The organism is Glaciimonas sp. GG7 (assembly GCF_052976905.1).
In genome coordinates, this window is the sequence record NZ_JBRIIQ010000028.1 from 1 (window position 1) to 15,632 (window position 15,632).

The 15,632-nt window shown below is 50.2% G+C and carries 15 protein-coding genes and 1 pseudogene; all 16 read left to right on the forward strand.

Translation table 11 applies throughout. The features are described from left to right. The first annotated feature begins 270 nt into the window (after nucleotides 1-270). The 16 genes and pseudogenes from rbfA to ACVBEF_RS09080 all read left to right on the forward strand — a co-directional run bounded on the left by rbfA (nucleotide 271) and on the right by ACVBEF_RS09080 (nucleotide 15,627). Nucleotides 271-669 (forward strand): 30S ribosome-binding factor RbfA, encoded by a 399-nt coding sequence (gene rbfA, locus ACVBEF_RS09005; protein WP_447123601.1) that lies wholly within the window; start codon nucleotides 271-273, stop codon nucleotides 667-669. Nucleotides 670-823: 154 nt separating this feature from the next. After that, on the forward strand, nucleotides 824-1,774 hold the full coding sequence (gene truB, locus ACVBEF_RS09010) for a tRNA pseudouridine(55) synthase TruB (protein ID WP_447123602.1): 951 nt from the start codon (nucleotides 824-826) through the stop codon (nucleotides 1,772-1,774). A gap of 265 nt (nucleotides 1,775-2,039) precedes the next feature. Then, nucleotides 2,040-3,875 (forward strand): translational GTPase TypA, encoded by a 1,836-nt coding sequence (gene typA, locus ACVBEF_RS09015; RefSeq protein ID WP_447123603.1) that lies wholly within the window; start codon nucleotides 2,040-2,042, stop codon nucleotides 3,873-3,875. A 227-nt stretch (nucleotides 3,876-4,102) separates the two neighbouring features. After that, entirely contained in the window at nucleotides 4,103-5,050 is a 948-nt protein-coding gene (locus ACVBEF_RS09020; protein ID WP_447123649.1) for an aldo/keto reductase, read from the forward strand. Nucleotides 5,051-5,069: 19 nt separating this feature from the next. Further along, complete coding sequence (locus ACVBEF_RS09025; protein ID WP_447123604.1) at nucleotides 5,070-5,450, forward strand: hypothetical protein; 381 nt, start codon at nucleotides 5,070-5,072, stop codon at nucleotides 5,448-5,450. A gap of 47 nt (nucleotides 5,451-5,497) precedes the next feature. Next, a complete protein-coding gene (locus ACVBEF_RS09030) occupies nucleotides 5,498-5,764 on the forward strand; it encodes a cupin domain-containing protein (RefSeq protein WP_447123605.1) in 267 nt (88 codons plus the stop codon). A 485-nt stretch (nucleotides 5,765-6,249) separates the two neighbouring features. Next, nucleotides 6,250-7,230, forward strand: a complete 981-nt coding sequence (gene dusA / locus ACVBEF_RS09035; RefSeq protein ID WP_447123650.1) for a tRNA dihydrouridine(20/20a) synthase DusA — start codon at nucleotides 6,250-6,252, stop codon at nucleotides 7,228-7,230. A gap of 164 nt (nucleotides 7,231-7,394) precedes the next feature. Further along, nucleotides 7,395-8,501, forward strand: coding sequence for a bifunctional 3,4-dihydroxy-2-butanone-4-phosphate synthase/GTP cyclohydrolase II (ribBA, locus tag ACVBEF_RS09040; RefSeq protein WP_447123606.1), 1,107 nt, complete (start codon nucleotides 7,395-7,397; stop codon nucleotides 8,499-8,501). 65 nt (nucleotides 8,502-8,566) lie between these two features. Next, on the forward strand, nucleotides 8,567-9,076 hold the full coding sequence (ribH, locus tag ACVBEF_RS09045; RefSeq protein WP_447123607.1) for a 6,7-dimethyl-8-ribityllumazine synthase: 510 nt from the start codon (nucleotides 8,567-8,569) through the stop codon (nucleotides 9,074-9,076). Nucleotides 9,077-9,212: 136 nt separating this feature from the next. After that, complete coding sequence (gene nusB, locus ACVBEF_RS09050; protein WP_447123608.1) at nucleotides 9,213-9,692, forward strand: transcription antitermination factor NusB; 480 nt, start codon at nucleotides 9,213-9,215, stop codon at nucleotides 9,690-9,692. Between the two features lie 150 nt (nucleotides 9,693-9,842). Continuing rightward, a complete protein-coding gene (locus tag ACVBEF_RS09055; protein WP_447123609.1) occupies nucleotides 9,843-11,006 on the forward strand; it encodes a pyridoxal phosphate-dependent aminotransferase in 1,164 nt (387 codons plus the stop codon). Between the two features lie 89 nt (nucleotides 11,007-11,095). Beyond that, complete coding sequence (locus tag ACVBEF_RS09060; RefSeq protein ID WP_447123610.1) at nucleotides 11,096-11,788, forward strand: fumarylacetoacetate hydrolase family protein; 693 nt, start codon at nucleotides 11,096-11,098, stop codon at nucleotides 11,786-11,788. A 24-nt stretch (nucleotides 11,789-11,812) separates the two neighbouring features. Then, on the forward strand, nucleotides 11,813-12,478 hold the full coding sequence (gene maiA, locus ACVBEF_RS09065) for a maleylacetoacetate isomerase (protein WP_447123611.1): 666 nt from the start codon (nucleotides 11,813-11,815) through the stop codon (nucleotides 12,476-12,478). A gap of 152 nt (nucleotides 12,479-12,630) precedes the next feature. Then, nucleotides 12,631-14,493: an ABC transporter ATP-binding protein gene (locus ACVBEF_RS09070; protein ID WP_447123612.1), complete on the forward strand. Its 1,863-nt coding sequence runs from the start codon at nucleotides 12,631-12,633 to the stop codon at nucleotides 14,491-14,493. A gap of 270 nt (nucleotides 14,494-14,763) precedes the next feature. Then, a complete protein-coding gene (locus ACVBEF_RS09075) occupies nucleotides 14,764-15,075 on the forward strand; it encodes a DUF883 family protein (RefSeq protein ID WP_447123613.1) in 312 nt (103 codons plus the stop codon). A 133-nt stretch (nucleotides 15,076-15,208) separates the two neighbouring features. Next, a pseudogene (locus ACVBEF_RS09080) lies at nucleotides 15,209-15,627 on the forward strand (ferritin-like domain-containing protein). Nucleotides 15,628-15,632: the final 5 nt, after the last annotated feature.

A 15,632-nucleotide genomic window follows, 5' to 3' on the forward strand; every position in this document is an offset into this window, starting at 1 on the left:
GGACGACGTTAAAGAAGTTAAATTTGGCTTCGAGTGCGGTCTGACTCTGAAAAACTTTAACGATATCAAAGAAGGCGATCAGTTAGAAATCTTTGAAGTTGAAGAAATCGCACGGACGCTGTAATCATTTGGTATTGATACGAGCATGCACATAAAAATGTGCTTGCTTGTAAGTACAGATCAGGGAAATCGGGCTTCAAGCCCGATTTCCCTTTGTGGTTTTTTGTTATCTAAAGTAATTATTAGTGAAAGTTACGGCTAAGTAGAGATATGGCTAAACATAGTAAATCTATCCCAGGACGCGGACTGCGCGTAGCCGATCAGATCCAGCGTGATTTGTCGGAAATTATCGTATTCGAACTGAAGGATCCGCGTGTCGGCATGATTACCATCACTGAAGTGCAAGTGACGGCGGATTATGCCCATGCCAAGGTCTTTTTTACGATGTTAAATGATGATCTTGAGGCGATTCAAAATACAGTTGCCGGCTTGACTAAAGCTGCCGGTTTTCTGCGCATTTTGTTAGGCAAGCGCTTGAAAATCCATACGCTGCCAGCGTTGCATTTTCATCATGATAATTCGACTGCCCGTGGTGCGCACATGTCGCAGCTAATCGACTTGGCAAACGCGACGCGTTCCAAAGACGATGGCGAAGACTCGGTCTCTTAACAGGCTTTAAAACGCTGACTTCAACTCGAAGATCAAAGCACATTTTAGCTTTACATGAACAGCTGATGGGCCAGTAATCTTGTTCATCAGTATCGTTTAACTCATCCGGCACTGCCATGTAAGTTTGTCATTGCCATCATCAAAGTAGCTAATCATGGCGTCAAACTCGCCCAAAAAAATACGCGTTCCTCTCAATGGTGTTTTATTGCTAGATAAGTCTGTAGGCTGGTCAAGTAACGATGCCCTGATCAAAGCCAAGCGCTTGATGAATGCCACCAAAGCGGGTCATACGGGGACGTTAGATCCATTCGCGACGGGCGTTTTGCCGCTTTGCTTCGGTGAGGCGACCAAATTTGCCCAAGATTTGCTGGATGCAGACAAGACCTATGAAGCCATCATTCATCTCGGTCTGACCACCGCCACTGGCGACACTGAAGGTGATATCTTACAGACGCAAGATGTCAACGTAACAAGGTCGCAAATTGATGCCGTATTGGCGCAATTCAGGGGTAATATCAAACAAGTTCCCCCCATGTATTCAGCGCTCAAGCGCGATGGGAAGCCATTGTATGAATATGCTCGTGCTGGCATTACGTTAGAGCGTGAAGCCCGTGACGTAACAATATATATGCTTGAATTTGTCGATTATCAGGCTCCTTATCTGACCGTACGCGTTGAGTGCACTAAAGGAACCTACATCCGGGTACTGGGCGAAGATATCGGTGCGGCCTTAGGTTGCGGTGCGCATTTGAATGCATTGCGCCGAACGAAGGTTGGACATTTAGTGTTGACGGGTTGCATGACGCTCGCTACGCTAACAGCGATACCAGAGACTGAACGCGCCGGATTGTTGGCTCCGGTAGATAGTCTTTTACTATCATTTCCTGAAGTCGTTCTGACAGAGTCATTGGCGCAGCGTTTTTTGCAGGGACAGCGATTGACACTCTCCAAAGAGGGCGTTCCGATGCCTGCAACCATAGGGCGAGTACGCGTGTATCGCCAGGCAGAGGCGGCACATGCTGACGGTTTGACGCGGCAATTACTAGGCACTGCTCAGTACCATGATTACGGCGTACTGGCTCCTGAGAGATTGATCGCAACCTGAGTCCAGAAATAGAATACAGACTCCGTTTTCTGGTCCTCAAACTCCTCGTTGCGTTGCTATAACAAAGCGTTAAAACTGCATGCCGAGAACCCGTTGAGATCACGCTGGTTTTAATATTTCTTGCACTGCATGGTGTTATAATGCGCGATCTCCCGAATTCCGCTGCATTAACCAGGCCTCTCAGGGTTTGTACTGCGCGGGCTTTTACCGCGCACCTGATGCGTCAATTACCGAATTCTTTACTGAATTTCTCTATACCCATACTATGTCAAACACAAAACGCGCTATCCGCAACATTGCCATCATCGCTCACGTCGATCATGGCAAAACCACCTTGGTCGACCAATTGTTGCGCCAATCCGGTACTTTCCGCGATAATCAGCACGTCGATGCTCGCGTCATGGATTCGAACGATATCGAAAAAGAGCGCGGTATTACGATTTTGTCCAAGAATTGCGCCGTCGAATATAACGGTACGCATATCAACATCGTTGATACCCCGGGCCATGCCGACTTCGGTGGTGAAGTTGAGCGTGTACTGTCGATGGTTGACAGCGTATTGCTACTGGTAGATGCGTCTGAAGGACCAATGCCGCAAACGCGTTTTGTGACACGTAAAGCACTGGAGTTGGGCCTCAAGCCTATCGTTGTCATCAATAAAATTGACCGTCCGACTGCACGTGCAGAGTGGGCCATCAACGCGACTTTCGAGCTGTTCGACAAGCTGGGCGCGACTGAAGAGCAACTTGATTTCCCAGTCGTTTATGCTTCGGCATTGAACGGTTACGCCAGCCTGGACGCAACAGTACGCGAAGGAACAATGACACCATTGTTCGACGCAGTCTTAGAGCACGTTCCTGCACGCGAAGATGATCCAGACGGTCCATTGCAATTGCAAATCACATCGCTGGAATATTCGTCTTATGTCGGTAAGATCGGCGTTGGCCGTATCTTGAGCGGTCGCGTCAGAGCGTTGCAAGATGTCGTTCTTTTGAATGGCCCGGATGACAAGCCGACCCGTGCGCGTATTAATCAAGTTCTGACATTCAAAGGTCTGGACCGTGTATTGGTTGACGAAGCGTTGGCTGGCGACATCGTACTGATCAATGGTATCGAAGAGATCGGTATCGGTACGACCATTTGTGCGCCGGATGCGCCGAATGGCTTGCCTATGCTAAAAGTGGATGAGCCGACACTGACCATGAACTTCATGGTCAACAACTCACCATTGGCAGGCCGTGAAGGTAAGTTCGTGACAACACGTCAAATTCGTGACCGTTTGGACCGCGAATTAAAGGGTAACATGGCCTTGCGCGTGGTCCCTGCTGAAAACGACGATTCGACCTACGAAGTATCAGGTCGCGGTGAATTGCATCTGACTATTTTGATCGAAAATATGCGTCGCGAAGGTTTCGAGCTAGCTGTTTCACGTCCTCGCGTTGTGTACAAAATGGTTGATGGCGTACGTCAAGAGCCGTATGAAAACCTGACCGTTGATGTCGAAGAAGCAAACCAGGGCGGCGTCATGGAAGAGTTGGGGCGTCGTCGCGGTGATTTGCAAAACATGGAGCCGGACGGTAAAGGTCGTGTACGTCTTGAATACCGTATCCCTGCGCGTGGCCTGATCGGCTTCCAAGGCGAATTCATGACATTGACACGTGGTACTGGCTTAATGAGTCACGTGTTCGACGAATACGCACCAGTTGACAATACCAAAGCTGAATTGGGCGGTCGTCGCAATGGCGTATTGGTTTCTCAAGACGATGGCGCAGCCGTTGCTTACGCTATCTGGAAACTGCAAGAGCGTGGCCGTATGTTCGTCAGCCACAATGACCCAGTGTATGAAGGCATGATTATCGGTATTCACTCCCGTGATAACGATCTCGTGGTTAACCCGATCAAGGGTAAGCAACTGACAAACGTGCGTTCGTCAGGCACCGACGAAGCAGTGCGCCTGGTGACACCGATCCAGATGTCTTTGGAGTACGCGGTTGAATTCATTGAAGATGATGAATTGGTCGAAGTTACACCAAAGAGCATCCGCCTGCGTAAGCGTCATTTGAAAGAAAATGACCGTAAAAAAGCGTCACGCGATTCTTAATTGAGGCTCTTCTGGCGACGCTGAGTAATCATTAGCTGTAGTCAGGTAAAGTAGTCAATATAGTGTCAACCCGTTAAATAAGTGAGGCGCGTCGCCTTATAGATTTAACGGGTTTTTTGCGTCAGGACCAAGCGCTGTAACTGTCCAGTATGCAGCATCTTCGGAAAATTTTTGAGGATGAGACTAGACTGAATGCCTGACACTTATTAGAGATCGACGCCATGGCAATGACAACCCGTAAGTTAGGCAGCTCCTCACTCCACGTTCCACCGCTGACATTTGGTGGCAACATCTTCGGCTGGACCGTTGATGAATCTGTGTCGTTCAGATTGCTCGACAAACTAGTCGATGCCGGATTAAATTTTATCGATACTGCCGACGTGTATTCGCGTTGGGTGCCGGGCAATGAGGGCGGTGAATCGGAAATTATTATCGGTAACTGGCTCAAACGCAGCGGCAAACGTGAGCAAGTCATCATCGCCACCAAGGTCGGGATGGCGATGGGTGAAAGCAAAAAAGGATTAAGTAAGGTGTATATTCAGGAAGCAGTTGAAGCATCACTGCGGCGTCTGAATACCGATTACATCGACCTCTATCAATCACATGAAGACGATCCCTTGACGCCGCTGGAAGAAACGCTGGATGCTTATGCGCGGCTAGTAGAGCAAGGCAAGGTCCGCGTCATTGGTGCTTCAAATTATTCCGCCCCGCGACTGTTAGAGGCGCTGACGATAAGTGAAGCGCAAAACTATCCCAGCTATCAATCATTACAGCCGCAATATAATTTATACGATCGCGCCGACTATGAAAAAACGCTGGAGCCATTTGTCCTCAAGCACGGCATTGGCGTCATCAACTATTACGCGTTAGCCAGCGGTTTCCTGACCGGCAAATATCGCAGCGAAAATGACTTCGGGAAAAGTCCGCGCGGGCAAGCCGTAAAACGCTATCTTGACTCCCGAGGTTTGCGCATACTTGATGCGCTCGATCAGGTTGCACTGCGATTTAATGCCAACCCCGCGCAGGTAGCATTGGCCTGGTTGATCGCCCGCCCTGGCATCACAGCGCCCATTGTCAGCGCCACGACACTATCGCAAGTAGACGACTTAATATTAGCGACGCGTCTGAAGTTGGATGTTGCGGCAATAACTTTATTGAATCAAGCTAGTGCTTAGTGATGAATTGAAAGATGTTATGGATCTAATTGCATTCGAAAAAGTCGCCATATCTGAAGCAAAAGCAGTCCTGGATAATAACGGCATGCAAGAAAAAGAAGAAATAGACTGGACGTCGAATCGACGCTCGCAAAGTCCTGCAGATTTAAGATTGAATGATGCAACCTACAAATGGGTACTGACGCTGCCCACCGAAGTCTGGCCTTTATGGGTAATGAAGCATTACCCACGAGTAGCCAATAAACTTGCCGATACGTGGGGAACGCATGGTGTCTGTGAGACATTATTTGTCGACCTTTTGCTAGACCATAGAGGCACCCGCAAAGGTTTCCCTGTAAATGTCTCGCGCGAGATTATGGCCCTGAAATTGTATTTCGAATCAAGATCGGCTATTAGTTAGTAGAAAATATACCGCCGATAAACCAACAAAAAATGACAAGGAAGAATATGGATCGCGACGAATTTGTCAGCATGATCAACAAAGAAGGATTTGCAGAGGGCGCCATCGTGGAGCGAGAGATAAATGGCGCTCTCGATACGCACGTACATCCCTTCGAAGCGAAAGCACTCATACTCGCCGGTGAATTGCATCTTCTGGTTGACGGAGCAGAGCGGGCTTATCTGCCAGGCCAGATATTCCATTTGCAAGCAAACGTCCCGCATTCAGAACGCTATGGGTCGGAAGGCGTGCAGTATTTGGTCGGGCGTAAGTGATGTATGTTTGATCCGCATCACGCATTTGAAAATGAATGATCGCTAACAGTCACTGTTATCGATCCATGTTCAAATACGTTGCAGGTGACTGTCGGCATAGTCACCCGCAGCAACCACTTTTGTGTCAGGCAGTGTGGAGGCATAACGGTGGCTTGCAAATATTGTATGTATTTGTCAATTTCTCTGGCGAGAGTGAGGTCGGATATAATGCGCAATTCTGATATTTATGCGCGCATATGCGATGCAATCTTAGTCGCATATGCCTTTGTATCGAAGGTCTGTGTAACAGTCGGGAGTCCTTTGCGTTGCTGTTGAGCGCGCCAACGTGCTCCTATTTTTAAATGAAGGCCATGTCTGTAGCAATTTTTTTGCAACAAGATAACGTGATCCAAGTGAATAACGAATTACTTCAAAATACCCCCATTAGCCCGCTAAAGCCTTCTAAAGCTAGCGCTTACGGGGGCCGTAAAATCTCCGTTGCCCCCATGATGGACTGGACCGACAGACACTGTCGCGTATTCCATCGCCAAATTACGCGCCATACCTGGCTTTACACCGAAATGGTCACAACCGGGGCATTGTTGCATGGCGATGTGCCGCGTCATCTGGACTTTAATGCTGAAGAGCATCCGGTCGCTTTACAGCTCGGTGGGAGTGAACCATCTGATCTGGCAAAAAGTGCCAAACTCGGGGAGCAATGGGGTTACGACGAGATCAATTTAAATTGCGGTTGCCCGTCCGAAAGAGTGCAGAAGGGTGCTTTCGGGGCTTGTTTGATGGCGGAGTCTGGCTTGGTTGCCGATGGTGTGAAGGCGATGCGGGATGCTGTCAGCATTGACGTTACTGTCAAGCATCGCATTGGGATTGATCAGATATCGTCTTACGATTTTGTGCGCGATTTTGTTGGGACGGTAGCTGACGCCGGTTGCCGCACGTTTATTGTGCATGCACGCAATGCGATTTTGAGGGGCTTGAGTCCTAAGGAAAATCGTGAAATTCCGCCTTTGAAGTATGACTTTGCTTACCAGCTGAAGCGAGATTTCCCGGAACTTGAAATTATCATCAATGGTGCCATCAAAACGACCGCTGAAATCGATCTGCATCTGATGCATGTGGATGGCGTGATGCTGGGACGCGAGGCGTATCACAATCCTTATTTGATGGCCGATTTTGATGCTCGCTACTATGCGGATACGGAAGTCGTCCCGAAGTCGCGTGCTGAAGTGGTGGAGATGATGATGCCCTATATTTACCGTCAGCTTGAGTTGTATGGCCGCGATGGGAGTGGTTTGCGATTGAATAGTATTACGCGCCATATGTTGGGGCTGATGGCTGGCTTGCCGGGGGCGCGGAGTTTTCGGCAAGTGTTGTCTGACTCTAAAAAGTTAGCTGCTGGCGGCCCTGCGCTGTTGTTGGGGGCGATGCAACGGATGCAGCCCTTAACGGCAATGCGGAGCGATGAATAGGAATGTTGTTATATTAATTATTTGTTGTTGGATATTTGGCCCGTGAGGGCCATTATTCATATAGCGGATATGACGTTCCAGACGGGTTAAATCTATTAAAATAGCGGCCTGACGTCAGATTAAATCCGGGTTCCCGGTAAAGACGGGCTATTTCAGGGCAAAACATGTCAATTGCAACAACAGACGAAATCATCGCCGAATTGCGCGCAGGCCGCATGGTTATTTTGGTGGATGAAGAAGATAGAGAAAACGAAGGCGATTTAGTGCTGGCGGCAGATTTTGTCACGCCTGAAGCTATTAATTTCATGGCGCGCTATGCCCGTGGGCTGATTTGCCTGACGTTGACCGAAGAGCGTTGCACCCAGCTTGATCTGGGCATGATGACGAGCCGTAACGGGACTGCCTACGGGACCAATTTCACGGTTTCAATCGAAGCTGCTGAAGGTGTGACGACCGGTATTTCCGCCGCGGATCGTGCACGGACGATTCAGGTAGCCGTCGCTAAAAACGCGAAACCCGGCGATATCGTCCAGCCGGGGCATATTTTCCCGGTGAAGGCAAAGAAGGGCGGCGTGTTAATGCGTGCCGGTCATACTGAGGCGGGTTGCGATCTGACGCAAATGGCGGGGTTGACGCCCGCTTCGGTCATTTGTGAGATTTTGAAGGACGACGGCACCATGGCGCGTTTGCCGGACCTGCTGGAGTTTGCTAAGGAGCACGGTCTAAAGGTTGGAACGATCGCTGATCTGATTCACTATCGCAGCCATCATGAGAGCATCATTGAGCGCTTAGCTGAGCGCATTACACATACGGCGCAGGGAGTATTCAAGACCATCGCCTATCGCGATACGCCAAGCGGCGGCGCGCATCTGGCCTTGCTGCATGGCGTCCCGACGCCTGATGTCGAGACGCTGGTGCGGGTGCATCAGCCGGTTTCTATCCTTGATTTGCTGGAAACCCAGGCGACCAATCACTCCTGGAACATGACTTCAGCGCTAGAGGCCATTGCTGCCTCGCCTTGCGGTGTGGTGGTGCTGTTGAATTGTGAGCAATCGTCAGAGCAGATATTTGCCAAGTTTGCCGCGTTAGATGCGAGTGGCTGCGATGATAAAGCCCTACGCCTTGATTTACGTACTTACGGTATCGGCGCACAAATTCTGAAAGATCTCGGCGTAGGTAAAATGAAATTGCTGGCTAGCCCCAGAAAAATGCCGTCGATGACGGGCTTTGAGCTTGAGGTCACGGGTTATCAAAATAAGCCGAACAATTAGTTCATCAAAAAATTTATCCCAGTCGTCAATGATGTAATAACGCGCATTGCGCAAAAAGGAAAACCATGACAGTCGGAACTTACGAACCTAACCTCGATGGCGTTGGTTTGCGCATCGGTATTGTGCAATCGCGTTTCAATGCAGATGTTTGCCATGGATTGCTGTCGGCTTGCTTGGGCGAATTGAAGCATCTGGGCGTTGAGGATGAGGACATTTTGCACGTAAGCGTGCCGGGTGCTCTGGAAATTCCATTGGCTTTACAAAAGTTAGCTGAGACCTTGCATTTCGATGCGTTGGTTGCTCTCGGTGCCGTGATTCGGGGGGAGACTTATCATTTTGAGTTGGTTTCCAACGAATCTGGTGCGGGTATCAATCGGGTCGGTCTTGAGTTTGGGATTCCAATTGCCAATGCTGTGTTGACGACTGAAAATGACGAGCAAGCTGAAGCACGGATGGCGGAGAAGGGTATCGATGCCGCACGCGTTGCCGTTGAGATGGCGAATATGACCATTGCTCTGGAGGAATTGGCAGAGCTCAACATCGATGAAGATGACGCGGACGTATTTAGTCGGTGAGTTTTAATAGGCCAGGAAAAATGAGCAACAAAATAAGCTGTAAAGAAAAATAGTACAAGTTGCAAGTTGCGCCACAGCCGTGCGTATTAAATGGTTTATCGCCAGCCCATGAGGCTGGCACAGAAGTCGGAAAATTATGAATAACAAATCCCAGGACGTTCCTAAGCACGCCAATCCAAGCAAGAGCCGCACACCGCGTCATCGCTCGCGTGAATTTGCCTTGCAAGGCCTGTACCAATGGCTCATCAGTAACGAGGATGTCTATACCATCCAGACCAATATGCGTGAGGCGCACGGGTTTGATAAGGCCGATGCGCCACACTTCACGTCGCTATTGTTCGGCGCGATCAAGGATGCAGAAATATTGCGTGCAGAACTGGCACCATTAATCGATCGTAAAATTACCGAACTGTCCCCGGTTGAGCACGCTGTGTTGTTGATCGGTGCGTTTGAATTGCAAAATCACCTGGAAATTCCTTACAAAGTGGTCATTAATGAAGCGGTTGAATTGACTAAGTCATTTGGCGGCATTGACGGGCATAAATATGTCAACGGTGTATTGGACAAGTTTGCCGCGAAAGCACGGGCAACGGAAGTCAATGCGCGTCGTTCTTGAGTCGTCTTTCTTACGCCGTCACTCTGAAGGCTTAAATAGTTGCCCTCTCGATCGGGTGGGCAATATTCGCCAGCAGTAAGGACTAAGGACTAAGCTATGTAAGTCCATGCCATGCTGGCTCTTCTCGTTTCTGATTCCAAAGACGTCTCAATGAATCTCTCCCATCTCGCTTCGCGTCTCGATAATATCGCCCCTTTCCACGTCATGGAGTTAGCAAAAATGGCGGCCGCGCTTGAACAGCAGGGTCGCCATATCATTCATATGGGAATAGGTGAGCCGGACTTTACCGCGCCGCCGCTGGTCGTTGAAGCCGCTACCGCAGCGATGAAGGCGGGCAAGATGCAATACACCTCGGCCACCGGCCTGCCAGCGTTGCGGGAGGCGATCTCAATCCATTATCGGCAAGTCTACGGACTCGCTATTTCTCCGTCCCGGATTGTCGTCACTGCCGGTGCATCGGCAGCCTTGCTGCTGGCCTGCGCGGCATTGGTCGAAAAAGGGACTGAGGTATTGATGCCCGATCCGTCGTACCCCTGCAATCGACATTTTGTTGCCGCCTTTGACGGCACCGCAAAGATGATCCCTAGCGGTCCGGCCGAACGGTTTCAGCTATCCGACGCCGCTGTGCGTGCGCATTGGGGTGAGGCCACACGCGGCGTCTTGCTGGCGTCGCCATCGAATCCGACCGGGACGTCGATTCTGGCCTCAGAGCTTGAGAAGATTGTCAGCACAGTGCGCGAACGTGATGGCTTTACCATCGTCGATGAAATCTATCAGGGCCTGACGTATGACGCTGCGCCATTCTCTGCGTTATCGCTCGGTGACGACGTTATTGTGATCAATAGTTTTTCTAAATATTTCAATATGACCGGTTGGCGTCTGGGCTGGCTGGTGTTGCCGGAAGTGCTCGTGCCGCAGATTGAGAAATTGGCGCAAAATCTGTTTATCTGCGCCTCTTCCATCGCCCAGCACGCCGCCATCGCCTGCTTTGCGCCAGCATCGATCGCTATTTATGAGGCCCGTAAAGCCGAGTTTAAGCAACGTCGCGATTATCTGGTGCCAGCATTGATCGCGCTCGGCTTCAAGGTGCCGGTGATGCCTGACGGTGCATTTTATGTGTACGCCGATTGCAGTGATCTGAGCGATGATGCGGACTTGCTTACCAAGCAAATTCTCAATGAAGTCGGTGTCAGTGTGGTGTCAGGACTGGACTTTGGACCCTATACCGCAGCGCATTACATTCGGTTGTCCTATGCAACTTCAATGGAGAATTTGCAAGAGGCAGTCCGGCGTTTGACAGTATTTTTCGCTTGATTTTCCCTCGATAATAATCAGTATTGATCCAACGATTCAGGCCGTAAAACGGTATGAATTTTCGCATGACAACAAAAATGGAGTACGCCATGGAATTCGCTTTTACACCGCAGCAAGCAGTCGTACCGATTGAAGGTAGTAGTCAATTATTCCCGGTGCATCGGATTTATTGCGTCGGTCAGAACTATGTCGATCATGCAAAAGAGATGGGCAACAGCGGCCGTGATGCGCCGTTCTTTTTCATGAAGCCAGCCGATGCCGTCCTGCCGGTAACGCAGGGAAATATCGGCGAAATGCCTTATCCATCGGTGACGCAAAATCTGCATCATGAAATTGAGTTGGTCGTGGCACTGGGCAGCGGCGGTAAAAATATTCCGGCTGAGCAAGCGCTGAGCCATATTTATGGTTACGCCGTCGGCCTCGACATGACCCGTCGTGATTTACAGGCTGAGGCTAAAAAAATGGGTCGCCCTTGGTGTGTTAGCAAAGGGTTTGATCAGTCCGCACCTATTTCTGCCATCCGTCCGATTGGTGTTACTGGCGTGATTGCGCAAGGGCCGATCAAGCTCAACATCAACGGTGAACCGCGCCAGCAGGGCGATATCAACCAATTGATTTGGAATATCGCTGAAATCATTGAGCAATTGTCGAGTTTCTATGAACTGCGCGCCGGCGACCTGATTTTTACCGGGACGCCAGCTGGGGTAGCCGCCGTAGTCCGTGGCGATGTGCTCGAAGGCAGTGTTGAGGGCGTCGGCGAGTTACGGGTACGGTTGGTTTAACACGATTTGTTCACAGGAGAATTGATGAAACTCTATAGCTACTTTCGCAGTTCAGCCGCCTATCGGGTGCGCATTGCGCTCAATCTGAAAGCGCTGCCTTGCGACATCATTCCTGTGCATTTGCTTAAACATGGCGGAGAGCAGTTGAGTCCGATGTATCGGCAGCTCAATCCCAGCGGTCAGGTACCGACGTTGGTTGACGATGATGACGCGGCATCAGGGCGGATGATCCTGACGCAATCGCTGGCAATTATCGAATACCTTGACGAGGCTTACCCGCAGGTTGCCTTGATGCCCAAGGTTCCGTTAGATCGTGCTTTCGTGCGCAGCATCGCGTTGCAGATTGCCTGTGATATCCATCCGATTAGTAACTTACGGGTATTGCGTTATCTGGTACGGGATTTGAAGCTCGATGAAGAGGCCAAGAACGCGTGGTATCGACATTGGTGTGAGTTAGGTTTGAGCGCATTGGAAACCATGCTTGCCGCCGATCCACGGGTGGGCAAGTTTTGCTTTGGCGATACGCCGACGCTGGCGGATTGCTGCCTGGTGCCGCAAATATTTAATGCGCAGCGCCAGAAGTGCGATTTATCCGGCATGCCGACCTTGCTCCGCATCGCTGAGAATTGCCTGCAACTCGATGCCTTCATCAAGGCTGCGCCAGAAAATCAGTTGGACGCTGAAGTTTGATGATACGAAACGACGGATAACGGTCGACAACGCATTACCCCTTCCTAGTAACTTCACACTATCACCTGACCTGAAAGACGCTATCTCTACATTCACACTATCCCCTGATCTGAAAGACACTCTTTCTACAGATTTTTTCCTGGAGCATTCGCATGTTTGGTCTGTTTGAAAAGTTAATACACCCCTATCCCGATACGGTTATTGCACCGCCCCCTCGCGGCTTTAGCGCCTTCATATGGGCTTGTACCCAAGGGTTGCGCCGCTACATTATTTCGATGACTTTGCTCACTGCCGTCATCGGTGTATTTGAAGCCGTACTGTTTGTGATGATGGGAAAAATAGTTGATTGGCTGAGCCACGTTGAGCCAGCACTTTTATGGAAGCAGGAGCAGGGTAGTCTGCTGTTGCTGGCCGCCGTCCTCGTCGCTAGTCCGATCGTGGTTGCGCTGCAAACATTATTCAAGCAGCAAACGCTGGCGGGTAACTTTCCGATGATGCTTCGGTGGAATTTTCACCGATTGATGCTCAATCAGAGCATGCATTTTTATCAGGATGAATTCGCCGGTCGCGTTGCCGCCAAGGTGATGCAAACCGCGCTGGCGGTGCGCGACATTTGCATGATTTTGGGTGACATTCTGGTGTTTGTGATGATCTATTTCGTCACGATGGTGGCGGTGGTGGGCAACTTTGATTTGTGGATGTTGTTGCCATTCCTAGGCTGGGTCGTGCTGTACGGTATTGCGTTGCGCTATTTTGTGCCGCGCCTGAGTCGTGTGGCGCAATCGCAAGCCGATGCGCGTTCTCTGATGACTGGGCGCATCACCGATGCGTACACCAATATTGCCACCGTAAAACTGTTTTCCCACGCTGGTCGTGAGGCTGGTTATGCGCGTTCAGCGATGCAGGAATTTTTGCAAACGGTGCATCGGCAAATGCGTCTGGTGAGCGGCTTTGAGATCATCAACCATATTCTCAGCATGCTGTTGATTCTCAGCACCGCCGGGGTGGTTCTGTGGCTGTGGATGCAGGGACAGGTTGGGATCGGCGCGGTCGCCGCTGCCACCGCAATGGCGTTACGTCTGAGTGGTATTTCACACTGGGTGATGTATGAAATGGCATCTTTGTTCGAGCAAGTCGGTACGGTTCAGGATGGTATTAATACGTTATCGCGCGCGCATACGGTCAACGACTTGCCAGATGCGGAGGCGTTAGATGTATCTCAGGGTGAAGTGCGCTTCGAGGATGTGACTTTTGCCTACGGCGGACCACGCCCGGTGATTGAAAATCTGTCTTTGCACATTGCTCCCGGCGAGAAAATCGGCCTGGTCGGGCGCTCGGGCTCTGGCAAGTCCACCATCGTCAATCTCTTGCTGCGTTTTTATGATGTCGAGCAGGGCCGTGTACTGATTGATGGCATGGATATCCACCATGTGACGCAAGACAGTTTGCGCGCCCAAGTCGGCATGGTCACGCAAGATACGTCGTTATTACACCGTTCGGTACGCGACAATATTCTGTATGGTCGCCCCAATGCAACCGACGCCGATATGATTGCGGCGGCCAAACGTGCCGAGGCGCATGACTTTATTCTTAATCTGATGGATGCCAAAGGGCGTATCGGTTACGACGCCCATGTCGGTGAACGTGGCGTTAAATTGTCTGGCGGTCAGCGTCAGAGGATTGCGATTGCCCGTGTGATGCTCAAAGATGCGCCGATTTTGTTACTCGATGAAGCCACTAGTGCGCTCGATTCGGAAGTTGAAGCTGCGATACAGGCTAGTTTGTACCGGCTTATGGAAGGCAAAACCGTAGTCGCTATCGCGCATCGTCTATCGACTATCGCCGCTATGGATCGCCTCATCGTATTGGATAAAGGGCGCATTGTAGAAGCAGGAAGCCATCAGGAACTACTCGCCAGCGGCGGCCTTTATGCACGTTTGTGGGCCCATCAAAGTGGTGGATTTTTGGGGGAAGAGGCTGAAGAGAATGGTGTTGAAGAAGTCGCTTTACACTAATTCTTGTAGTTTCAGAGTATTCAAAGCACGCAACGGATAGTTTTTCGTTGCGTGCTTTTTTTGTGTTTTTTCAGAATTGCAGTTGCCGCTTGTCCTACGAAAAAATCAGGTCATGTCCTATATTTTGCTTCCATCTCGGTTGCTAACATTCTCATATCGAATCGGTGCTCCGCATCGGCCGAGGCAATAGTGCGCAACCACTGAATCCTTGCCAACACCAACGAGGGTCTGGCCACACCATCTGACCTGCTTTTATGAAAGAGGTTAATCATGCATAACATCGTCTTGAAAAATGCCCAGCACGATATGCAAAATTTAGTCCGTGAGGCACAGCTTATCTTTCGTCAGGCCTCTACTGAAACAGGTGAGAAGGCGAGTGTGTTGATCAACAAGGGACTTGGGTTGCTGGACGATACTTTGAGCAAAGCACAGCAAGTACAAAATGCGGCAATGGATAGCGGACGCGAAATAGTCGCCACTACGGACACCTTTGTTCACGAAAATCCCTGGCGTTCTGTTGCGATTTCCTTGGGGGTTGGTTTTCTTGCCGGCGTATGTATTTCACGTAACCACCGCCCATGACGTGACCGGTTGCTGTGATGTATTGCGATAGCTGCTGGCCATTTCACTTAAGCCGATAACGGAAGGAAAGACAATGAATGCGCAACAAAATCCTGATGCCCACAAGAAACCGAAAACAGCATAAACAACTCCGATTGATATCGCAGCAATCCGTGCTGCAGCACAAAATCTAGATGATGGCGCAGTAACGTCGGGTTATCAGGGCAATCGTGAAGAAGTCATTGCATTGTTGAATAGCGCACTGGCAACCGAGCTCGTGTGCGTCATGCGTTACAAGCGTCATTACTTTACGGCGAGCGGATTGTGCAATTAAATGGGAAGCCTGATTTTAATCCTGTCGGCATCGCTGATCGGAGTCATGCGGAATATGACGATTCCAGCGATATCAAAAGCATGATTAGGGCAAATCTGATTGCCGAGCGCATCGCCATTGAAACCTATCGGCAGATGATTGAGCGTATTGGCGATGCCGATCCTACTACGCGTCATATGCTCATTAATATCATGGCGGTAGAAGAGCATGCTGATGATATGTGCGATCTGCTCGGGTAATTCAG